The sequence below is a fragment of the Sphingosinicellaceae bacterium genome, assembly GCA_019285715.1.
GTDB lineage: Bacteria > Pseudomonadota > Alphaproteobacteria > Sphingomonadales > Sphingomonadaceae > Glacieibacterium.
The window spans coordinates 644,874-665,716 of the sequence record CP079108.1 but is presented as its reverse complement, the minus strand read 5'-3'; the positions used below and the strand labels follow the sequence as shown (position 1 = coordinate 665,716).

Sequence of the window (20,843 nt, the reverse complement as noted above, 5' to 3'; positions counted from 1 at the left end):
GGAGAAACAGGCGGAACGGGTACGCTATAACGGGTACGCTATTCTGCCGCGATCGCCTCGAAGCCCTCGCTGCGCGCCGCTGCAACCTCGATCAGGCGCTTCTCGATGCCCTTGAGGCGGACCGCATTGTCGATCTTCTCACCGGTCAGGTCGGTGACGTAGAAGGTGTCGGTAGCGCGCTCGCCGTAGGTCGCGATGTGCGCGCTGTGGATCGTCAGCCGCGCTTGGAACAGCGCATAGGTCAGGCTGTACAGAAGCGCCGGCCGGTCGAGCGCGGCGACCTCGACGACGGTGAAGCGGTTCGACGCCTTGTTGTCCGTCAGCACGTTGGGCTCGACGCGGAACACCTCCGCGCGCCGTCTCGCGAGAGGGCGCGCGGCCAACCGGTCGGCGAGCCGCACCTTGCCGGTCAGGACGTCCTCGATGGTGCGCTTCAGCCGCGCCAGCTGGCCGGCCTCGGCGAACGGCCGTCCGAGCGGGTCGGCGACGATGAAATTGTCGAGCGCCTGGCCATCGCGGGTGGTGTGGATGCGCGCGTCGAGGATGTTTGCCCCCGACAGCGAGATCGCCCCGGCGACGCGGTAGAACAGGCCCGGATGGTCGGCGGCATAGACCGTCACCAGCGTCGTCCCCGAGGCGAAGTCGACCTGAGCGCCGATCGACAGCGGCAGCTTCTCGAAGTCGGCGCGCTCGACCTGGACGGCGTTCTTGAGCAGCACGTCGGCGGGCTCGGCGACCCAGTACGCCTCGGTCATCCGCGCCGCATAAGCGTCGAACTCGGCCTTCGGCCACTCGAGGTCGGCGGCCAGCGCCGCCTGTTTCGCTGCGACGCGCTCGCTGCGGCCCTTCTGCTTGTGGCCGAGGCGAAGCACCTCCTCGGCGCCCTCGTACAGCTCGCGGAGCAGCTGCCCCTTCCAGCCGTTCCAGACGCCGGGACCGACGGCGCGGATATCGACCACGGTCAGGATCAGCAGCAGGCGCAGTCGCTCGGGCGAGGCCACCAGCTCGGCGTAATCGAGGATCGTCTTGAAGTCGCTGAGGTCGCGTTTGAACGCCGTCGACGACATCAACAGGTGGTAGCGCACGAGCCAGGCGACGGTCTCGGTCTCGGCCGCACTCAGGCCCAGCCGCGGGCACAGCTTCTCGGCGATCGCGGCACCAAGCTCGCTGTGGTCGCCGCCGCGGCCCTTGGCGATGTCGTGCAGCAGCACGGCAACGTACAGGACCCGGCGCGAGAGCAGTTGATGGATGACCGTGGACGAAAGCGGGTGCTCGCTCTTGAGGTCGCCGCTCTCGATCCGCGCGACCAGACCAAGCGCCCGGATGGTGTGCTCGTCGACGGTGTAGTGGTGGTACATGTCGTACTGCATCTGCGCCACGACGCGCCCGAAGTCGGGGATGAAGCGGCCGAACACACCCGCTTCGCTCATCCAGCGCAGAACCCGCTCCGGGGTCTTCTGCGAGGTCAGCAGCTCGAGGAACAGCGCGTTGGCGCGGGGGTCCTTGCGCACCGCTTCGCTGATCAGGTGGGCGTCGTGCCCAGCCTGGCGCATCGCCAGCGGATGGATGTCGAGCCCCTCGCGGTCCGCGGCGACGAACATCTCGATGAGCCGCACCGGGTCGGCCTTGAAGAAGTCCTCGTTCGGCAGCCCGATCCGGCCGCTGCGCACGGTGAAGCCGGACAGCCGCCGCGGCCGCCGCGTGAAAGTCGGCAGCCACGAGCCCTTGGAAAAGGTCTCCTCGACATGGCTGAGAAACAGCCCGGTCAAATCACCGACCTGGCGCGCGACGAGGAAATAGTGCCGCATGAAGCGCTCGATCGCCGACAGCCCGGCGCGGTCGGTGTAGCGCAGCCGCCCCGACAGCTCGCGCTGGACGTCGAAGGTCAGGCGCTCCTCGGCGCGGCCGGCAATGTCGTGGAGGTTGCAGCGCACCGCCCACAGGAAGTTCTCGGCCCGCCGGAATTGCGCCAGCTCGGGCGCAGTCAGCAGGCCCTTCTCGACGAGGCCGTCGACAGTCTCGACCTGGTAGGCGAACTTGCCGATCCAGAACAGGGTGTGGAGGTCACGAAGCCCGCCCTTGCCCTCCTTGAGATTGGGCTCGACGACGTAGCGGCTGTCGCCCATGCGCTTATGGCGGGCGTCGCGCTCGGCGAGCTTGTCGGCGATGAACTGGCGGGCATTGCCGGCGACGATCTCCTTGCGGAAGCGCGCGCCGGCCTCGTCGTAGAGCGCTTGGTCGCCCCATATAAAGCGCGCCTCCAACAGCGCGGTGCGGATGCTGAGGTCGGACTTCGCCATGCGGATCATGTCGTCGAGCGACCGCGTCGCGTGGCCGATCTTCAGCTTCAGGTCCCACAGCAGATACAGGATGGTCTCGATGACCTGCTCGCCCCACGGCGTCTGCTTCCAGGGCGTCAGGAACAGGATGTCGATGTCCGAGAACGGCGCCATCTCGCCGCGCCCATAGCCGCCCACAGCGATCAGTGCGAGGCGCTCGGCCGCGGTCGGGTTGGCGACCGGCAGGAGCGTGGTCGTGGTGAAGTCGAAGACCAGCCGCAGCAACTGGTCGGTCAGGAAGGCGTAGGCGGTGGCGTAGTCGCGTCCACGCGACGGCGCATGGTGCAGGCGGCGGGTCAGCTCGGCGCGGCCGGCCTCGAGCGCGGTGCGAATGATCTCGGTCGCCCCGGCGCGGCGCGCGTCACGGCCCGGCTCGGCGTCCGCGAGCGCGCGCAGCTGGTCGGTAACGACACGCCGGTCGATGATAGCGCGCCGGTTGGCGACGGTGTCGAAACGCGATGCCATGGCCGGACTCAAATAGGGGTTCCGCCGGGCTTGCGCTACCGGCAGTTACCCGCCGATCTTGACCTCGGCGACGGGCGCGTTGGTGCTGCCGGGCTGGGCCGCCATCAGGTCGCGCAGGAAGACGCCCTTGTCGACGGTCAGCGTCTTGGGGTCGCCGGCGTTCGAGCGGATCGCCGGGTCGGGCCGCGAGGCGCCGGCCTTGTCGAGCAGCTGCTGCTCGGCGGCGGACTTCGGCGGTACCTTGACGCCCGGACCGAACAGCGCCTCGGCCGCCTGGGTCTGGGTGTTGGCATCGCCGAGCGGGCGCGGCTCGCCGGGACGTGGGGGCGCAAGCGAGTAGTCCGGCGGCACGACCAGCGGCGCATTGCGGCTGATCGCGAACTCGTCGGGGCCCTTGCTGGCCGATCGCCCGCCCTTGCCGCAGGCGGTTAAGCCAAGCGAGGCGACGGCGAGAACGGCAACGGCAACGTACAGCTTCATGACAACTCCTCGGTCGCCGGCGCCTTGCGCACCAGCAACGCGCGCACCAGCAACATGGCGACGCCGACGCTTATAGCCGCATCGGCGACGTTGAAGACATATTTAAAGTCGAACCACCCGTACGCGACATGAACGAAGTCGACGACATACCCCAACCGGATGCGATCGATGATGTTGCCGAGCGCGCCGCCTAGCACGAGGCCCAGCGCGACGACGTCGCCGCGGACACGCTCGCGCGCGATCCACACCGCGACCAAAGCCGCGATCGCACCCGTACCCGCGACGAGGACCCAGCGCATCAGGTCGCCGCTGGCCGGCAGCAGGCCCATCGAGACACCGACGTTGGCGACCCAGGTCAGGGTCAGGAAGGGCGCGACGTCGACCCAGCCGTGCTTCTGCAGCTCGACGACGTGGACGATCCAGTATTTGACCAACTGGTCGACGACGAACACCGCGAGGGCGAGCAGGTAGCCGGTACGGGCGAGACGGTTAGGCATGGGCGACAACACTCGAACACCGGTCACAAAGCCCGGTGTCCGTAGCGACGTCCGGCAGGTGACGCCAGCAACGTTCGCAGCGCGCGTCGTCGCTCGGGCGGACTCCGACCTCGAACGAGCCGGCGTCGCCGACGATGTCGATGCTGACCGCGCCGCTGATCGCGAGCTCCTGGAAGTTGCTCGAAGCAACCAGCGCCGCCTCCTCCGCACCGGCACGGATGTCGAGCGCGGCAGCAAGGCTGGTGCCGACGATCTTGTCCTTGCGGAACGGCTCGATTGCCTGCGTCGCGAGGCTGCGCAGCACCCGCAACCGCTCCCAGCGCTCGGCCAGCGCGTCGTCGCGCCAGTCGGCGGGGATTACCGGCCATTCGCCGAGGTGCACCGAGCCCGCGTCGGGGAAGCGCGTCGTCCACACCTCCTCGCAGGTGAACACCAGCACCGGCGCGAGCCACTTGACCAGGCAATCGAAGACCCGGTCGAGCACCGTCCGGTAGGCGCGGCGCTTCGGATCGTCGGCGGCGTCGCAGTACAGGCTGTCCTTGCGGATATCGAAGACGAACGCCGACAGGTCCTGGTTGGCGAAGGCGTTGATCGCCACCATCATCGGGCCGAACTCGAAGCTCTCCGTGGCGCGCCGGACCTCGACGTCGAGCTCCGCCAGCCGGTGCAGCACCCAACGCTCGAGCTCGGGCATCTCGGCCACCGGCACGGCCTCCGCCGCGGTAAACCCGTCGAGCGCCCCGAGCATGTAGCGGAAATTGTTGCGCAGCTTGCGGTAGGCGTCGGACTGGCCGCTCAGCATTTCCTTGCCGATGCGGACGTCCTCGAAATAGTCGGTCGAGACCACCCACAGCCGCAAGATGTCGGCGCCGGCGTCGTCCATGATCTTGAGCGGATCGACGGTGTTGCCGACCGACTTCGACATCTTCTTGCCCTGCGCGTCGAGCGCGAAGCCGTGGGTCAGCACCGCGTCATAGGGGGCGCGGCCGCGGGTGCCGGCGCTCTCGAGCAGCGACGACTGGAACCAGCCGCGGTGCTGGTCGGAGCCCTCGACATACAGGTCGGCGCGGACGCCCTCGCCGTAGCGCGCCTCGATGACGAAGGCGTGGGTCGAGCCGCTGTCGAACCACACGTCGAGGATGTCGTCGACGCGCTCGTAGTCGGCGGGGTCTCGGCCCGACCCGAGGAAGTGCGCCGCGTCGGTCGCCCACCAGGCATCGGCGCCCTGGTTCTGGACGGCCTCGACGATCCGCGCGTTGACGGCGTCGTCGCGAAGATACTCGCCGGTGAGGCGGTCGACGAACAGCGTGATCGGTACACCCCACGCGCGCTGGCGGCTGATCACCCAGTCGGGGCGCCCGTCGACCATCGCGCGGATGCGGTTCTGCGCGCGGGCGGGCACCCAGCGGGTGCGCTCGATCGCGTCGAGGGCGATCTCGCGCAGCGTCGCCCCGTTACTACCCTCCCCCCTTGAGGGGGAGGGACCGGTCGCATCTTCGCGACCAGGGAGAGGGGACGCGGCCGCACCCTTCGAAGCATCCGCCCCCGCCCCCTCTCCCTGGTCGCCCAAGCGGGCAACCTGTCCCTCCCCCCCGAGGGGCGAGGGAGCGTCCATCGGGATGAACCACTGCGGCGTCGCCCGGAAGATCAGCTTGGCATGCGAGCGCCACGAGTGCGGATAACTGTGCGCATAGTCCGCGCTCGCCGCCAGCAACGCGCCAGCCTCGCGCAACTCGGTGCAGATTGGCCCGTCGGGGGCGTTGAACTTCGCATTGATGACGCTGCCCTGCCCGCCGAGCCAGCCCCAGTCGGCGCGGTACTTGCCGTCGCCCTCCACTGCGAACACCGGCTCGAGCCCGTTCGCCTTGCACAGGATGAAATCGTCCTCGCCGTGATCGGGCGCCATGTGGACAAGCCCCGTGCCCTGCTCGGTGGTGACGAAATCGCCCGCGAGGAACGGCCGCGGGCGCGCGAAGAAGCCGCCGAGGGCGTGCATCGGATGACGGGCGACGGTACCGGCGAGGTCGGAGCCTTTAAGATGCATCGATTGCCTACCGAGCATCGCTGTGAGTACGCAACCCAAGCGCTGCTCAGTCTGGGTCAGCAGATCGGTTGCTACTACTATCGAGCGACCAACGAGAGGATGAGGCTCCTGCCCGATGGCTTGGTTGATCTGGGTGAGAACGTACTCAACCTCCGGCCCGTAAGCCAAAGCCTGGTTCACCGGGATCGTCCACGGCGTCGTCGTCCAGATCACCGCGTACGCGCCGACCAGCTCCGGGATCGCGCTCTCCACGATCTCGAACGCCACGTCGATCTGCGTGCTGACGATGTCCGCGTACTCGACCTCGGCCTCGGCGAGCGCGGTCTTCTCGACCGGCGACCACATCACCGGCTTGGCGCCGCGATACAATTGCCCGCTGGTGGCGAACTTCAGCAGCTCGGCGACGATTGTCGCTTCGGCGGCAAAGTTCATCGTGAGGTACGGGTTGTCCCAGTCGCCCATGACGCCGAGGCGCTCGAACTGGCCGCGCTGGCGGGCGACCCAGTCGGCGGCATAAGCGCGGCACTCGGCGCGGAATTCGGGGCCGGGGACGGCGTCCTTGTCGAGCTTCTTCGCCCGGTACTTCTCCTCGACCTTCCACTCGATCGGCAGGCCGTGGCAGTCCCAGCCGGGCACGTACGGTGCGTCGAAGCCGAGCATCGAGCGCGAGCGCACGATGACATCCTTCAGCACCTTGTTCATGGCGTGGCCCATATGGATGTCGCCGTTGGCGTAGGGCGGGCCGTCGTGGAGGATGAAGCGGGGCCGCCGGGCGCGCTCGGTGCGCAGCCGGTCGTACAGCCGCTCCGCCTGCCAGCGGGCGAGAATCTGCGGCTCCTTCGCCGCCAGCCCGGCTTTCATCGGGAACTCGGTCTTCGGCAGGAATACGGTCGAGCGGTAATCGCGTTCGGTCATGGCGCGGCGTCTAGCCGAGTGCGGCGCGCGCGTCACGCGCGTCGGTGGCGACCTGCGCCTTGAGCGCGTCGAGGTCGGGCAGCTTCAGCTCCGGACGGAGGAACGCGACGAGCTCGACCGCCAGCGTCGCGCCGTAGAGGTCGCCGTCGAAGTCGAACAGCCACGCCTCCAGCAACTCCTTCGGCGGCTCGATCATCGGGCGCACGCCGAGGTTGGCGACACCGTCGTAGGCGCGGCCCGCGTGCCGGACGCGGACCGCATAAACGCCGTACGCGGGCCGCAGATACGGCCCCATGTCGATATTCGCGGTCGGGAAGCCGAGGCTGCGGCCGAGCTTGGCACCGTGCTCGACCTCGCCGACGATGGTGTAGGGGCGGGTCAGCAGTGCCGCCGCGCCCTTGGGATCGGCGTCCGCCAGCAGCGCCCGGATGCGGGTCGAGGAGATCTGTCCACCGGTGTCGGCGACCGGAGCCACGACTTCGGCGCTGAAGCCGTGCTCCGCGCCAAGCCGGGACAAGGCCGAGACGTCGCCCGAGCGCTTGACCCCGAAGGTAAAGTCGTCGCCGCTGACCACGCCCGCCGCGCCGATCCGGTCAGCCAGCCATTTGGCGCAGAAGCCCTCAGCGGTCTCGGCAGCGAGCGCGTGGTCGAAGGGCAGCACCACCGCACCGTCGATGCCGAACGCCTCGAACAGGTCCAGCCGCTGCTCGATGCGGGTCAGCGCGAACGGCGGCGCGTCGGGCCGGAACAGCCGCGCCGGGTGCGGGTCGAAGGTCGCGACCAGCGCCGGGCGGCCCTCGGCGCGCGCCTTGGCCAGCGCGCGGCCGACGACGGCCTGGTGCCCGAAGTGAAAACCGTCGAAGTTACCGAGCGCGACGATGCCGCCGCGCAACGCATCGGGCACGACGCCCCCTCCGATGATGCGCTCCATGATGGTGCCTGTAGCGGCCCGCCGGTCAGGCGGGCAACCCCGCGAGGAGCAGGCGCTGCACGTTGCCGCCCATGACCTTGGCGATGTCGGCGTCGGACAGCCCCGCGTCGATCAGCGCCTGGGTCACGGCGTCGAGGTGCGCGGTGTCGAAACCGGTGGTCACCGAGCCGTCGAAATCCGACCCCAGCCCGACGTGGTCGATGCCCGCGACCGCGACCGCGTGGACGATCGCGCGCGCCGTCGCGGCGGGTGTCGGGGCGCACACCGCCGCATCCCAATAGCCGATGCCGATGACGCCGCCGTTCTTCGCGAGCAGGCGCAGCTCGTCGTCGGACAGGTTGCGATTGGTGTTGCAGGTCGCCTTGACCCCGCCGTGGCTGACCACGACCGGGCGCGCCGCCAGCCGCATGACGTCGGCGAAGCAGGCGTGGCTGCAGTGCGCGAGGTCGACGAGCATCGACTTCGCCTCCATCGCGCGCATGACCTTGAGGCCGAAGGGGGTCAGCCCGTATTTGCGCTCGCCGTGCATCGAGCCGGCGAGCTCGTTGTCGAAGAAATGCGCCAGCCCGATCATGCGGAACCCGGCGTCGTACAGCCGGTCGAGGTTGGCGAGCTTCCCCTCCAGATTGTGCGCGCCCTCGACGGACAGCATCGTCCCGACCGGGCGCGGCGCCAGCCCCTGGTCGGCCGCAAGCGCCGCCAGGTCGCGGCGGGTCAGGACGAGGCGCAGCGCCTTCGGGTTGGCGGCGACGTCGCGGTGCAGTTTCTCGGCATGCCACAGCGAGCGCTCCAGCAGCGACCCCCAGGTCCGCACCGGCTGGAGCTGCGCCACCGCCAGCAGCGTGATGTTGTCGGTCTTGTCGGAGTTCGAGTCGTAGTTCTGCCCCTTCGGCGTCTTGGTCACCGACGACAGGATCTGCAGCGCGACATGACCCTGTGCGAGCCGCGGCAGGTCGACGTGGCCGCGCGTCGCCTGGTCGGCGAAGTCGCGTTTCCACAGCAAAGTGTCGGCGTGCATGTCGGCGACGAACAGCGTCTTGTGCAGCGCCTTCGCCCGCACGCTCACCGGCCAGATGCCGCTGCCCTGGATGCGGTTCATGCCGCTTTCGGCGATGCCGGGGGCGAAGGTCAGGAAGGCGGCGATGGCGACGACGACCAGCCCAAGCGCCCACGCCGAAATCTTGCGCCAGCTCATGTTCGTCCCCCCGTTGGCCCCGGCGCTTAGCTGCGCCGTTCGAGCGTCACGAAGCTATAGCCCGGCTGGCCGCCCGCGGCACCATGGGCCTCGCGCGCCGTCTCGCGCCACTCGCCCGCATCGAACGCCGGCAGCCAGGTATCGCCCTCCGGCGCGGAATGGACCTCGGTCAGATAGACATGCGTCGCCAGCGGCAATGCCTCCGCATAGACCTGTGCGCCGCCGATGATCGCGATCTCGGGCACGTCGTTCGCCAGCATGTCGGACAGGCTCGCGGCCACCGTCACGCCCTCCGCCCGCCAGTCCGGATCGCGGCTCAGCACGATGTTGAGCCGGCCCGGTAGCGGGCGGCCGATCGACTCGAACGTCCGCCGCCCCATGATGATCGGCTTGCCCATGGTCAGCCGCTTGAAGTGCGCGAGGTCGGCGGGGATGCGCCACGGCAGCGCGTTGTCTCGGCCGATGACGCCGTTGTCGGCGCGGGCGACCACGAGGCTGATGATTGTTCGGGGGTCGCGCCGCTCCGTCAAACCGCCACCGGCGCGCTGATCGGCGGGTGCGGGTCATAGCCGTCGACCACGAAATCCTCGAACCGATAGTCGAGGATCGACGGCGGGCGGCGGGTCAGGCTCAAGGTTGGGAACGGCTTCGGGGTGCGCGCCAGTTGCGTCTCCACGAGCTCGGCGTGGTTGAGGTAGAGGTGGCAGTCGGCGCCCATCCAGACCAGCTCGCCGGGCTCGAGGTCGCACTGCTGGGCCAGCATCCGCAGCAGCAGCGCCGCCTCGAAGATGTTGAACGCAAAGCCCAGTCCGAGGTCGCACGAGCGCTGGTAAAGGATGCCCGACAGCCTGCCATCCGCGACGAAATACTGGTACGTCATGTGGCATGGCGGCAGCGCCATGCGGTCGAGGTCGGCGACGTTCCAGCCGGTGAAGATGTGCCGCCGCGACGCCGGGTTGTGGCGAAGGCCGTCGACCAGCGCGGCGATCTGGTCGATGCCCTCGGTGTCGTCGGGATGCCGGGGCCAGTGCCGCCACTGGTGGCCATAGACCGGCCCGAGGTCGCCCCATTCGGCGGCGAAGGCGTCGTCGTTCAGCAGCCGCGCCTCGAACGCGTCGCGGTCCAGAGCTTCGCCGGTCGCCTTATTGTATTTCTCCAGCGGCCAGTCGGTCCAGATGTGGACGCCGTCGCGGACGAGCGGCACGATCGAGGTTTCGCCGCCGAGGAACCACAGCATCTCGCGCACCGCGGTCTTCCAGTAGACGCGCTTGGTGGTCAGGATCGGCACCGTGCCGTCCGACAGGTCGAAGCGCAAAGTCTCGCCGAACAGCGCCCGGGTGCCGGTGCCGGTGCGGTCGCCGCGGACGACGCCGTGCTCCCACACGCGCCGGACGAGGTCGAGATACTGGTCTTCGCCGGTTCGCATGTGCGGTCTTATCCCGGAGCGTCCCGCGTTGTCATCCCGGCGAACCCATTGTCATCCCGGCGCCCCATTGTCATCCCGGGCTTGACCCGGGACCCAGTTGCCTTCCGCACGGATTGTGAACGCTGGACCAAGCTGGGTCCCGGCGTTCGCCGGAATGACAACCTGGAGTCTTCAGCCCATCACCTCGGCGATCAGGGCGCGCAAATCGCGCTCCGGGCGCGCGCCGTAGTGCGAGATGATCTCGGCGGCCGCGATCGTGCCCTGCCGCGCGCAGTCCGACAGCGAGCGCCCCGCGACCAGCCCGCTCAGGAAGCCGGCGGCGAACAGGTCGCCGGCGCCGGTGGTGTCGAGCACCTGGGTCGCGGGATGGCACGGCACGACGTGGCGCTCGCCATCGACCAACACCACTGCGCCGCTCTCGGACCGGGTGACGACGGCGATCTTGGCGTGCTTGCCGAGCTCGCTCATCGCGGCGTCGAGGTTGGTCGTCTGGTACAGGGCGCAAACCTCGTTCTCGTTGCCGAACATGACGTCGACATGGCCAGCGAGAAGCTCGATGAAGTCCTCGCGGTGGCCCTCGACGCAGAACACGTCGGACAGCGTAAAGGCGACCTTGCGGCCCGCATCGCGCGCGATCTTGATGGCTTTCTTCATCGCGGCACGCGGGTGCTCGGGGTCCCACAGATAGCCTTCGAGGTAGAGCACCGCGGCCGAGCGCACGACCGCCTCGTCGACGTCAGCCTCGCTCAGTTCCTGGCAGGCGCCGAGGTAGGTGCTCATCGTGCGGTCGCCGTCGGGGGTCACCACGATCAGGCAGCGCCCGGTCGGCGGGCCGTCGGCCATCGGCGCGACGTCGTAGGATACGCCGGCGGCACGGATGTCATGCGCGAAGACCTCGCCGAGCTGGTCGGTCGCGACCCGGCCGATGAAGGCGGGCTTGCCGCCCATCGCCGCGATGCCCGCGACGGTGTTCGCCGCCGACCCGCCCGAGACTTCCTTCGACGACCCGATCAGCGCGTACAGCCGCTCGGCGTCGTCGGCCCCGATCAGGCGCATCGAGCCCTTGGGAATGTCGTTCGCGGCGAGGAAACCGGCGTCGGCGGTGGCGATGACGTCGACCAGCGCATTGCCGATCGCGAGGACGTCGATGTCGTGGGTCATGGCATTGTCGGTCATAGGGGGCTCTCGCGCAAAACATCGTCATCCCCGCGCAGGCGAGGACCCATCACCCCGAAATGCTGGGCTGATGGGTCCCCGCCTGCGCGGGGATGACGGGCGTGGGTTAGCTGTCTGTCTCCATCTCGGCAACCGCCTCCGCATCGAGCAGCCCGGCTGCCTTGAGGTCCGCCAACCCCGGCAGGTCGCGGCGCGAGGCGAGCCCGAAATGCACGAGGAAGCCGCCGGTGGTCGCGTACTGTAGCGGTCGCCCCGGGGTCTCGCGGCGTCCGGCGGGGCGCACCCAGCCCGCCTCCATCAGCACGTCGAGGGTGCCGCCGGACACGCCGACGCCGCGGATCGCCTCGATCTCGGGACGCGTCACCGGCTCGTGGTACGCGACGATGGCGAGCGTCTCGACCGCGGCGCGCGACAGCTTCGCTGGTCGGTCGCGCGACGGGGCCAGGACGTGCGCGAGGTCAGGGGCGGTCTGGAACAACCAGCGACCACCGCGCTCGACGACGTTGATGCCGCTTGCTGCATAGCGCTCCGCGAGTTCGGCGAGCAGCGCATCGACGTCGCTGCCGTCGGGGAGATAGCGCGCCAGTTCGGCCGGCGTCATCGGTGCGGCAGCGGCGAAGAGCAGCGCCTCGACCTCGCGGAGCAGGTCGCTCATGCCCGCGCCCGCAGCAGCAGCGGCGAGAACGCCTCGCCCTGGCTCAGGTCGACCCTCCCCTGCCGCGCCAGCTCGAGCGCCGCGACGAAAGTGCTGGCAAGCACCGAGCGGGCGTAGTCGGGCTCGTCCTCATCCGGCAGGAACGTCGCCAGCGCGGTCCAGTCGAGCGCGGTGCCGAGCAGCCGCCCGAGCCGCTCGATCGCCTCGTCGAGCGCCAGCACCGCGCGCCGCCGCACCTGGTAGACCCCCTGCGCGGTGCGTGCCCGGACGCCGCCATAGCCGCTGAGCAGTTCGTACAGCGTGCATTCGTAGCGCGCCCGCACCTGCATCCGCAGACCCTCGGGCGCGGCGCGGCGAAAGATCTCGCGCCCGTGCTGGTCGCGGCCCATCAAGCGACCGCCGGCCTCGCGCATCGCGTCGAGACGCTGGAGCTGCCACTGCAGGCGCAGCGCGAGTTCGTGCGGGTCGGGGTCGGCCTCCGGGTCGGGCGGCAGCAACAGGCACGACTTCAGGTACGCCAGCCACGCCGCCATCACGAGATAGTCTGCCGCCAGCTCCAGCCGCAGCGCGCGCGCATCGGCGATGAACACGAGGTACTGGTCGACGAGGTCGAGGATCGACAGCTTGGCGAGGTCGACCTTCTGGCTCCGCGCCAAGGTCAGGAGCAGATCGAGCGGACCCTCCCAGCCGTCGAGGGTGAGGGTCAGGACGTCGCCGGTGCCCTGCCTGCCACCCTCCCCTTCAGGGGAGGGTCGGAGAGACGGCGCAGCCGGCCCCGGGGTGGGTTCTTCACCCGTACCGAAGTTCCCACCCTCGGGGCCGGCGCTGAAGTGCGCCGTCTCTCCGCGCCCCTCCCCTGAAGGGGAGGGGGAGGTCACGTCAGCGCCAGCAACGCGTCGCGCTTGTCGATCAGGTCCGCGACCGCGCGTTTCGAGGGTTTCGCCGCCCACGCCATCGCGGCGTTCAGCCGCCGCATGGCTGCGGAGGTCATTTCCGGGCTGGCATCGACGATCGCCTGCATCTCGGCCATGTCGCCCGAACAATGCAGCGCGATATCGCAACCGGCGGCGAGCGCCCCGGTCGTGCGGTCGCCGAAGGCCCCGCCCAGCGCCTTCATGCCGAGGTCGTCGGACATCAGCAGCCCGTCGAAACCGATGAAACCGCGGATGATGTCCTCGATCACGATCGGCGACAGCGTCGCGCAGCGGTCCGGGTCCAGCGCAGTGTAGACGACGTGCGCGGTCATCGCCATCGGCGCGGTCTTGAGCTTGCGGAACGGGGTGAAGTCGATCTCCAACTCCTCGCGGCTGGCGTCGACGACGGGCAGCGCGAGGTGGCTGTCGACGCGCGCGCGGCCGTGGCCGGGGATGTGCTTGACGACACCGCAGACGCCGCCAGCCTTCAATCCGTCGAGCGTCGCTTTGCCCAGCCCCGCGACCCACATCGGGTCGGTCGAGAAAGCGCGGTCGCCGATGATGCCGTGGCCGTCGGGCTGCGGCACGTCGAGCAGCGGCAGGCAGTCGACGTTGACGCCGACCGCACGCAGCGTCAGCGCGATCGCCTCCGCGTTGACCTTGGCGGCCTCGATCCCGGAGAACGGCGCGAGGTCGAACAGTTCGCCGAACGCGGCTGCGGCGGGAAACAGCGGCCAGTGTGGCGGCTGCAGCCGCGCGACGCGCCCGCCCTCCTGGTCGATCAGGATCGGCACGTCACGACCCGACAGGTCACGCAGGCTGTCGGTCAGCGCCAGCAGTTGCTCGGGGTCGATGCAGTTGCGCTTGAAGACGATGTACCCGGCCGGATCGGCGGCGCGGAACAGGGCGCGCTCGTCGTCGGTCAGCGCCGCGCCCGACATGCCGAGGATGAGCGGTGTCACTTGGCCACCACGCACTCGACGCCCGCTACCTTCAGGCGTGCGCACAGGTCGTCGGCGGTGGCGCGGTCGGCGACGCCCGTCGCGCGCAGGCGGTACAGGGTGGCGCCGCCGTGATCGACCGACTGGACCGACTTGCCGAGGCCGCCGAGGTACTTGAAGCGCTTCGAATATTCGTCCCAGACGCTGTTCGCCTTGGCGCTCGTCGAGAAGGCCCCGAGCTGGAGCGCGACGTTGCCCGACGACACGACGAGCTTGGGCGCGGGCGCTCCCGGCGGCAGCGCGGCGACCTTGGGCAGCGGCTTGATCGTCGCGGGCGGAGGCGCAACCACGGGCTTGGCCACGACCGGAGCGGGCGGACGGATGGTGGCCACCGGCGCGGCGGGCACAGCGATCGCCTTCGGAGCGGTCCCCGGTCGCACCGGCGGGATCGCGGCGGTGACCGAGGCCCCGGCGCTCGGCGGCAGCAGGTCCGTCGGCTCGCCCTCGACATCCGGGGACTGGCCCGGCGTCTCGGGCGTCGCGTTCGCGTCGAGCGCACCGGCGGGGGCCTCGCCCTGGCTGACGCCGTGCATGTCGCTGCCGTTCTGGTCGACGTCGGCCCCCTGCGGGTCATCGGGGCCGGGCGCGACCTTGTACGGACCGGGGTCGGCGGCGATCAGCGGCGCCTCCTCCGGCGTCGCATAGGTGCCACTGCTGCCGGTCTGGCGCGGGCCCTTGGTGACGAACCACAGCCCGCCGAGAATGACCGCGAGCAGCACCAGGAACACCGCGACGCCGCCGATCAGGCGGCGGCGCGGCACGTAGGTGGTGCCGCCGCGCTGCTCGTCCTCGACGCTCGACAGCCAGGGTGCATCGTCGTCGTAATCGGGTTCGACCGGGCGACGCGCCATCAGTGAAGTTCCTCGACCGGCTCGACCCCCATCAGGCCGAGCCCATTGCGGATAATCTGCCCGACACCCCGCGCCAGCGCCAGCCGTGCCGATGTCAGCGCTGCATCGTCCGCCACGACGAAGCGCCGCGCGGGGTCATCGTTGCCCTGGTTCCACAGCGAGTGGAACGCCGCCGCGAGGTCGCCGAGGTAGAAGGCGATGCGGTGCGGCTCGTGCGTCGTCGCCGCCGCCTCGACGGTGCGCGGCCACTGCGCGCACAGCTTGACCAGTGCCAGCTCGGCATCGTCGAGGCGCGCGAAGTCGGGCTCCGGCAGCACCATCCCGGCCTCGGCGGCGCGGCGCTGGATCGAGTGGATGCGGGCGTGGGCGTACTGGACGTAGAACACCGGGTTCTCGCGCGACTGCTCGACGACGTGGGCGAAGTCGAAATCGAGCTGGCTGTCGGCGCGCTTGGTCAGCATCATGAAGCGCACGACGTCCTTGCCGACCTCGCGCACGACGTCGGCCAGCGTCACGAACGAGCCGGAGCGCTTCGACATCTTGACCGGCTCGCCGTTGCGCAGGAGCCGGACCATCTGGATCAGCTTGACGTCGAACGGCATCGATTTGCCGTCCTTGGCGGTCAGCGCCTGAACCGCCGCCCGGATGCGCTTGACGGTGCCGCCGTGGTCCGCGCCCCAGATGTCGATGAGCTGGTCGGCACTCTCCGACTTTTGATAATGGTAGGCCATGTCGGCGCCGAAGTAGGTCCAGCTGCCGTCGGACTTCTTGATCGGGCGGTCCTGGTCGTCGCCGAACTTCGTCGCGCGGAACAGCGGCAGCGTCACCGGCTCCCAGTCGTCGTCGGGCTCCTTGCCCTTCGGCGCTTCGAGGACGCCGTCGTAGACGAGGCCCTCGGCGCGCAGCCGGGCCTCCGCCGCCTCGGGCTTCTTCGCCGCCTGCACGTCGGACTCGTAGCTGACCACGTCGTGCTCGATGCCGAGCAGTTTCAGGTCCTCGCGGATCAGGTCCATCATGCGGTGGACCGCGTCCTTGCGGAACAGCGCCAGCCATTCGCTCTCGGGGGCGTCGACGTAGCGGTCGCCATATTGCTTCGCCAGCGCCTCGCCGACCGGCACCAGATAGTCGCCCGGATACAGGCCCTCGGGGATCTCGATGGTCGCGCCCAGCGCCTCGCGGTAGCGCAGGTGCACCGACCGCGCGAGCGTATCGACCTGCCCGCCGGCGTCGTTGACGTAATATTCCCGCGTCACCACGAAGCCCGAATAAGCGAGGATATCGGCCAGCGCGTCGCCGACCACCGCACCCCGGCAATGCCCCATGTGCATCGGGCCGGTCGGGTTGGCGGAGACGTACTCGACGTTGACGGTCGAGCCCTTGCCGAGGTCGGAGCGCCCGTAATCGACGCCCTCCCCGAGGATCGCACCGAGCTCCGCGCGCCACACGTCGGAGCGCAGGCCGAGGTTGAGGAACCCCGGCCCGGCGGGCTCGGCGCTGTCGACTTCGGGAAGCCGGGCGAGCTTCTGTGCCAGCGCCAGCGCGATGTCGCGCGGCTTCAGGCCGGCAGGCTTGGCGAGCACCATCGCGGCGTTGGTCGCGAGGTCGCCGTGCGTCGGGTCGCGCGGCGGCTCGACCGTGACATGCGCGAAGTTCAACCCCGCCGGCAGGTCCCCGTCCGCGACGAGCGCTGCGAGGGCGTCGGCGACATGGGCTTCGAAACGCTGGTAGAGGGTGGGCAAGGCGGGGTCCGGTGTTGCTGTACGTGGCCGCCGCTATAGGGGGTCGGCGGGGGTTGGCCAACATCGGGTGAGGCGTCGGGCGTCGGGTCGGCGCTCGTCTGCCCGGACGTGTCGGGCTTGTGGCTGTTCTGATACGGGGGACCGTTTCGGCGGTGGCGGGAAACAGCTCAATTGTGGACGTTCAGATTCGATCTGGTCTGACCTAAAAGCAGTCGTGCAGGTTAGACGCGGGTCAGCGCGTACCAAGCAATCGGCGCGGCGGCGACGGCAATGTACGTCACCATACTAGCGGCGGGCGTTCGATTTTCGTTGAGGGTTGCCCATACCGAACCAGTGACCGCGAATATCGGAACTACGATCAGGGCTGCAAATAAGTCGGGTTCTTGGAGCGGATGACCACCCATCGAGCTTCCGACGATAAAACCAAAGACTGAAAGGAGGACGACGGACACGGCGCACAAGGCCGCAATGACCTTGGCGGTGCGCTGCAAGAGATCCTTAGCGTTCACCGGTTCGACTTAGTGGTGGAAATGGTACGCGTCCACCCTGGCAAACCGCGATAGCCTATCCGAACCTAAAGGCGGACGGTCGTCACAATCATAGCAAGTAGTTCACCACCTACGCTGTAGCCGCATACTCTTTCCCGCGGCCAGTTACCGTGCACGCATCAATTGTCATCCTGGGCTTGACCCGGGACCCAGCTAACCACGGAGTCCGGGCGCTGGGTTAGCTGGGTCCCGGGTCGAGCCCGGGATGACAATGGGGGTTGGATTGCGCGCTCCGGCATTGTCGCAGCGCGGTGATACCTGTCCTACAGGCGTACCGATGTGGTACACGACAGCAATGACCGATCGTTTGCAACGCCGCGCCACGGGCGCGATCTCGACGCGCGGTGCGGAGCCGCGCCGTCCCGCTCGCCACTTGAGCGAAGTTTACTGTTTAAGCGGAAAGTTCGTACCATTCCGCCCGTTTCACACCCGGCGCGGGCGTCAGAAGCTCACGCCGTCGGGCAGCGGCGATGGGCCGACCAGCCGCTCGTACTCGCGGATGGCGAAGCGGTCGGTCATGCCGGCGATGAAGTCCGCGATATGCCGGGCGCGGAACGGCTCGACCGGGGGCAGCGTCGCGCGCCATTGCTCGGGCAGCCGGTCGGGATCGGCGTGGAGCGCGTCGAACAGGCCGGCGACGATGTGCTGCGACGGGTCGCGGAGCGCCAGCACGCTCGGGTGGCGGTACATGCGGGCGCGGAGGAACGCCTTGAGCGCGGTCTCCGCCGCGACCATCGCGGGCGAGAACGCGACCAGCGCGCGGCCGACGGCGCGGACGTCCTCGACCGACCGGGGCGCGGCTTCGGCGAGCCGGACGCGGGTCTCGGCCAGCAGGTCGGTGGTCATCCGGCCGATCTGCTCGCGGACCAGTTCGGGGATCAGCCGCCGCTTCTCGGTGGTCGCCGGGAACCGCGCCTTGACCGCCGTCCAGCAGTCGGCGGTGAACGGGACGGCGAGCAGCTCGTCGAGGCTGAACAGTCCGGCCCGGATACCGTCGTCGAGGTCGTGGTTGTCGTACGCGATATCGTCCGCGAGCGCCGCGACCTGCGCCTCGAGCCCCGGCCACGACGCGAGCTCGAGCGGCCACGCGGCGTCGATCTCGGCCAGTGCCCAGGGTGCGGCGACGACAGGCCCGTTGTGCTTGGCGAGGCCTTCGACGGTCTCCCAGCTCAGGTTGAGGCCATCGTGGGCGGGGTAGCGGTGCTCGAGCCGGGTCAGCACGCGGACGGTCTGGGCATTGTGGTCGAAGCCGCCGTAGGGGGCCATCGCGGCTTGCAGCGCGTCCTCGCCGGAGTGGCCGAATGGCGGGTGGCCGATGTCGTGGGCGAGCGCGCAGGCTTCGGTCAGGTCCTCGTTGAGGCCGAGCGCGCGGGCCAAGGTGCGGGCGATCTGGGCGACCTCGAGGCTGTGGGTCAGGCGGACGCGGAAATGGTCACCGTCGGGGGCGACGAAGACCTGGGTCTTGTCGCGGAGGCGGCGGAAGGCGCTCGAATGGACGATGCGGTCGCGGTCGCGCTGGAAGGCGTCGCGGGTCGCGCTGGCGGTCTCGGGATGCTCGCGCCCGCGCGACCGGGCGGGGTCGCTGGCGTAGGGTCGGATGCTCATGCCCGGGCGTCGAGCCAGACCGCGTGCCGGGCGAAGTCGGCGACGATGCCGAAGGACCGCAGCACCTGCGTGCCGACGTTGCAGTCGGCGGCCTCCGGGTTGGCGTCGACCGCGGCAACGATGTTGGTGAAGCGGCGCCCGGCGATGTCGAGGCTCTTGAGGGCCAGCGTGGACTGGCGCGCCTCGCCGCCGATGCCGCCGCCGCCGATGCTGCCGAGCGGGCGGCCGGTCAGGAAGCCGTGCCGGGCAGCGAAGGCCTCGCCGATCAGGACGTGTCCGGCGTTGCCGATGTCGAAGTCCGCGGTCGCGGCGATGCCCTCGATGGTGACCGCGACCTGCTCGACGCCGCGGCGGGGGGTCAGCGCGACGCGCTTGCCGGCGGGTTCGCGGCTACGGTCGAGCGGGGTCAGCGTCGCCGCGTCGACATCGACCGCGATCCGGCTGGCATCGAAGAACTCGCGCCCGAGGATCATCGAAATCGGGCGACCGATCAGCCGCCGGCCGATGTCGCCGAGGTCGATGATCGCCACGAAGCGCGGGCGCAGGGTCAAGCCGGCGACCTGCAGCACGACGCCCTTGACCAACTGCGTCTGGATGCTCGCCGCGCCCGACCCGCGCGCGGTCGCGGTGCGATACCCCTTGAGGCCAAGCTCGGCGGCGAACGCCTTGTCGACGACCGACGCCTCGGCGGCAGTGTCGAGCACCGCGTCGACCGTCCGCCCGCCGACCGTCACCGGGATCAGCAGGTGCCCGCCGGCGCGCTTCATCTGCACCGGCTGGGCGCCCGCCGTGCCCGGCAGCAACGCCAGCGCCGCGCCCGCCGCCATGAAGAACCGCCGGTCGATAAACCTCACCCGACCGTGCCGCTCGCCTTCAAGGCAGCAATCCGCGCGTCGGCGAAGCCCAGGCTGCTCAATATGGCGGCACTGTCAGGCTTGCTCGCCATCACCGGCACGACCGTCTCGCTTACCGAGTAACGCGGGGCCGGCGCGGGTTGCATGACGCCATCGGCCTCGACAAACGTACCGCGTGCGGCGTTGTGCGGGTGGGTCGGTGCCTCGGCCATGCTCAGCACCGGCGCGAAGCAGACGTCGGTCATCTCCATCAGCGCGCACCATTCGTCGCGGGTCCGCGACAGGAACAGCGCGGTCAGCTTGGCCTTGAGGGGCCCCCAGGCGGAGCGGCTCATCTGGGCATCGAAGTCGCCGTCGTCGGTGAGGCCTGCGAAGCGCCGCAGCTCGGCGTAGAACTGCGGTTCGATCGAGCCGATCGACAGCCACTTGCCGTCGGCGGTCTCGTAGGTGTCGTAGAAGTGCGCCCCTGTATCGAGCATGTTGACGCCGCGGTCGTCGGACCAGATGCCGTTGGCGCGGAAGCCCCAGATCATCGCGTTTAGAACCGCCGCACCGTCGGTCATGGCGACGTCGATGACCTGGCCCTCGCCGGTCTTTGCGGCGTGCAGGAAGGCGCTGACCATGCCGAATGCCAGCATCATGCCTCCGCCGCCGAAGTCGCCGACCATGTTGATCGGCGGGGTCGGCTTGTCGCCGGCGCGGCCGTAGCCGTGGAGTGCGCCCGCCAGCGCGATGTAGTTGATGTCGTGCCCCGCCGACGCAGCATAAGGCCCGGTCTGGCCCCAGCCGGTCATGCGGCCATAGACCAATTTCGGATTGTCGAGCAGCAGCACCTCCGGCCCCAGCCCGAGGCGCTCGGTAACGCCGGGTCGGAAGCCTTCGAAGAAGCCGTCCGCGCCCTTGGCCATCTCGCGGATCAAAGCGATGCCGTCCGCGCTCTTCAGGTCGACATGGATCGTCCGGCGCGAGCGCAGCAGCGGATCGCGCGCGTCCACACGCGTGCCCGGCCGCTCGACCCGGATGACCTCGGCGCCGTGGTCGGCGAGCATCATGCCCGCGAACGGTCCCGGGCCGATGCCCGCCAACTCGATGATGCGAAGGCCGGCAAGTGGTCCGGGCATACGGCGCTCTCCCCAATGAGGCGGGCGTGATGCCTCGCTGCGGGGTGTGTGGTCAAGCGAGGGGGGATGCTTCGAGCGAGCGCTGTG

General features: G+C 69.5%; 18 protein-coding genes. All 18 read right to left on the bottom strand.

Translation table 11 applies throughout. The features are described 5' to 3' along the window. Window positions 1-38: 38 nt before the first annotated feature. A complete protein-coding gene (locus KX816_03225; GenBank protein QXQ07081.1) occupies window positions 39-2,804 on the bottom strand; it encodes a [protein-PII] uridylyltransferase in 2,766 nt (921 codons plus the stop codon). 45 nt (window positions 2,805-2,849) lie between these two features. Then, window positions 2,850-3,284 (bottom strand): DUF3035 domain-containing protein, encoded by a 435-nt coding sequence (locus KX816_03220; protein ID QXQ07080.1) that lies wholly within the window; start codon window positions 3,282-3,284, stop codon window positions 2,850-2,852. Further along, entirely contained in the window at window positions 3,281-3,781 is a 501-nt protein-coding gene (gene lspA, locus KX816_03215; GenBank protein QXQ07079.1) for a signal peptidase II, read from the bottom strand. The genes KX816_03220 and lspA overlap by 4 nt, the downstream gene beginning before the upstream one ends. After that, on the bottom strand, window positions 3,774-6,740 hold the full coding sequence (gene ileS, locus KX816_03210; GenBank protein QXQ07078.1) for an isoleucine--tRNA ligase: 2,967 nt from the start codon (window positions 6,738-6,740) through the stop codon (window positions 3,774-3,776). Before ileS ends, lspA begins: the two co-directional genes overlap by 8 nt. Before the next feature lie 10 nt (window positions 6,741-6,750). After that, complete coding sequence (locus KX816_03205; protein QXQ07077.1) at window positions 6,751-7,671, bottom strand: bifunctional riboflavin kinase/FAD synthetase; 921 nt, start codon at window positions 7,669-7,671, stop codon at window positions 6,751-6,753. A 25-nt stretch (window positions 7,672-7,696) separates the two neighbouring features. Then, a complete protein-coding gene (locus KX816_03200; protein ID QXQ07076.1) occupies window positions 7,697-8,866 on the bottom strand; it encodes a dipeptidase in 1,170 nt (389 codons plus the stop codon). 26 nt (window positions 8,867-8,892) lie between these two features. Continuing rightward, window positions 8,893-9,369 carry a dihydrofolate reductase gene (locus KX816_03195; GenBank protein QXQ08374.1) on the bottom strand — a complete coding sequence of 159 codons (477 nt, stop codon included), beginning with the start codon at window positions 9,367-9,369 and terminating at the stop codon, window positions 8,893-8,895. A 23-nt stretch (window positions 9,370-9,392) separates the two neighbouring features. Continuing rightward, window positions 9,393-10,292, bottom strand: a complete 900-nt coding sequence (gene thyA / locus KX816_03190; GenBank protein QXQ07075.1) for a thymidylate synthase — start codon at window positions 10,290-10,292, stop codon at window positions 9,393-9,395. Between the two features lie 171 nt (window positions 10,293-10,463). Then, window positions 10,464-11,453, bottom strand: a complete 990-nt coding sequence (locus KX816_03185; GenBank protein ID QXQ08373.1) for an adenosine kinase — start codon at window positions 11,451-11,453, stop codon at window positions 10,464-10,466. Between the two features lie 121 nt (window positions 11,454-11,574). After that, on the bottom strand, window positions 11,575-12,123 hold the full coding sequence (gene scpB, locus KX816_03180; GenBank protein ID QXQ07074.1) for an SMC-Scp complex subunit ScpB: 549 nt from the start codon (window positions 12,121-12,123) through the stop codon (window positions 11,575-11,577). Continuing rightward, complete coding sequence (locus KX816_03175) at window positions 12,120-13,001, bottom strand: segregation/condensation protein A (GenBank protein QXQ07073.1); 882 nt, start codon at window positions 12,999-13,001, stop codon at window positions 12,120-12,122. The genes scpB and KX816_03175 overlap by 4 nt, the downstream gene beginning before the upstream one ends. After that, the gene (nagZ, locus tag KX816_03170) at window positions 12,998-13,999 is read right to left on the bottom strand and encodes a beta-N-acetylhexosaminidase (protein QXQ07072.1); all 1,002 of its coding nucleotides are present in this window, start codon (window positions 13,997-13,999) and stop codon (window positions 12,998-13,000) included. The genes KX816_03175 and nagZ overlap by 4 nt, the downstream gene beginning before the upstream one ends. After that, window positions 13,996-14,889 (bottom strand): SPOR domain-containing protein, encoded by an 894-nt coding sequence (locus KX816_03165; protein QXQ07071.1) that lies wholly within the window; start codon window positions 14,887-14,889, stop codon window positions 13,996-13,998. Before KX816_03165 ends, nagZ begins: the two co-directional genes overlap by 4 nt. Beyond that, window positions 14,889-16,628, bottom strand: coding sequence for an arginine--tRNA ligase (argS, locus tag KX816_03160; GenBank protein ID QXQ07070.1), 1,740 nt, complete (start codon window positions 16,626-16,628; stop codon window positions 14,889-14,891). The genes KX816_03165 and argS overlap by 1 nt, the downstream gene beginning before the upstream one ends. Before the next feature lie 221 nt (window positions 16,629-16,849). Further along, window positions 16,850-17,137: a hypothetical protein gene (locus KX816_03155; protein ID QXQ07069.1), complete on the bottom strand. Its 288-nt coding sequence runs from the start codon at window positions 17,135-17,137 to the stop codon at window positions 16,850-16,852. Between the two features lie 480 nt (window positions 17,138-17,617). After that, window positions 17,618-18,781 carry a deoxyguanosinetriphosphate triphosphohydrolase gene (locus KX816_03150; GenBank protein QXQ07068.1) on the bottom strand — a complete coding sequence of 388 codons (1,164 nt, stop codon included), beginning with the start codon at window positions 18,779-18,781 and terminating at the stop codon, window positions 17,618-17,620. Further along, window positions 18,778-19,635, bottom strand: coding sequence for a retropepsin-like domain-containing protein (locus tag KX816_03145; protein QXQ07067.1), 858 nt, complete (start codon window positions 19,633-19,635; stop codon window positions 18,778-18,780). The genes KX816_03150 and KX816_03145 overlap by 4 nt, the downstream gene beginning before the upstream one ends. Beyond that, window positions 19,632-20,756 (bottom strand): CoA transferase, encoded by a 1,125-nt coding sequence (locus KX816_03140; protein QXQ07066.1) that lies wholly within the window; start codon window positions 20,754-20,756, stop codon window positions 19,632-19,634. Before KX816_03140 ends, KX816_03145 begins: the two co-directional genes overlap by 4 nt. Between the last annotated feature and the right edge of the window lie 87 nt (window positions 20,757-20,843).

Coding starts and splice junctions, on each gene's coding strand:
- KX816_03225 (QXQ07081.1), bottom strand. CDS start 2,804: ATGGCATCGCGTTTCGACACCGTCGCCAACCGGCGCGCTATCATCGAC.
- KX816_03220 (QXQ07080.1), bottom strand. CDS start 3,284: ATGAAGCTGTACGTTGCCGTTGCCGTTCTCGCCGTCGCCTCGCTTGGC.
- lspA (QXQ07079.1), bottom strand. CDS start 3,781: ATGCCTAACCGTCTCGCCCGTACCGGCTACCTGCTCGCCCTCGCGGTG.
- ileS (QXQ07078.1), bottom strand. CDS start 6,740: ATGACCGAACGCGATTACCGCTCGACCGTATTCCTGCCGAAGACCGAG.
- KX816_03205 (QXQ07077.1), bottom strand. CDS start 7,671: ATGGAGCGCATCATCGGAGGGGGCGTCGTGCCCGATGCGTTGCGCGGC.
- KX816_03200 (QXQ07076.1), bottom strand. CDS start 8,866: ATGAGCTGGCGCAAGATTTCGGCGTGGGCGCTTGGGCTGGTCGTCGTC.
- thyA (QXQ07075.1), bottom strand. CDS start 10,292: ATGCGAACCGGCGAAGACCAGTATCTCGACCTCGTCCGGCGCGTGTGG.
- KX816_03185 (QXQ08373.1), bottom strand. CDS start 11,453: ATGACCCACGACATCGACGTCCTCGCGATCGGCAATGCGCTGGTCGAC.
- scpB (QXQ07074.1), bottom strand. CDS start 12,123: ATGAGCGACCTGCTCCGCGAGGTCGAGGCGCTGCTCTTCGCCGCTGCC.
- KX816_03165 (QXQ07071.1), bottom strand. CDS start 14,889: ATGGCGCGTCGCCCGGTCGAACCCGATTACGACGACGATGCACCCTGG.
- KX816_03150 (QXQ07068.1), bottom strand. CDS start 18,781: ATGAGCATCCGACCCTACGCCAGCGACCCCGCCCGGTCGCGCGGGCGC.
- KX816_03140 (QXQ07066.1), bottom strand. CDS start 20,756: ATGCCCGGACCACTTGCCGGCCTTCGCATCATCGAGTTGGCGGGCATC.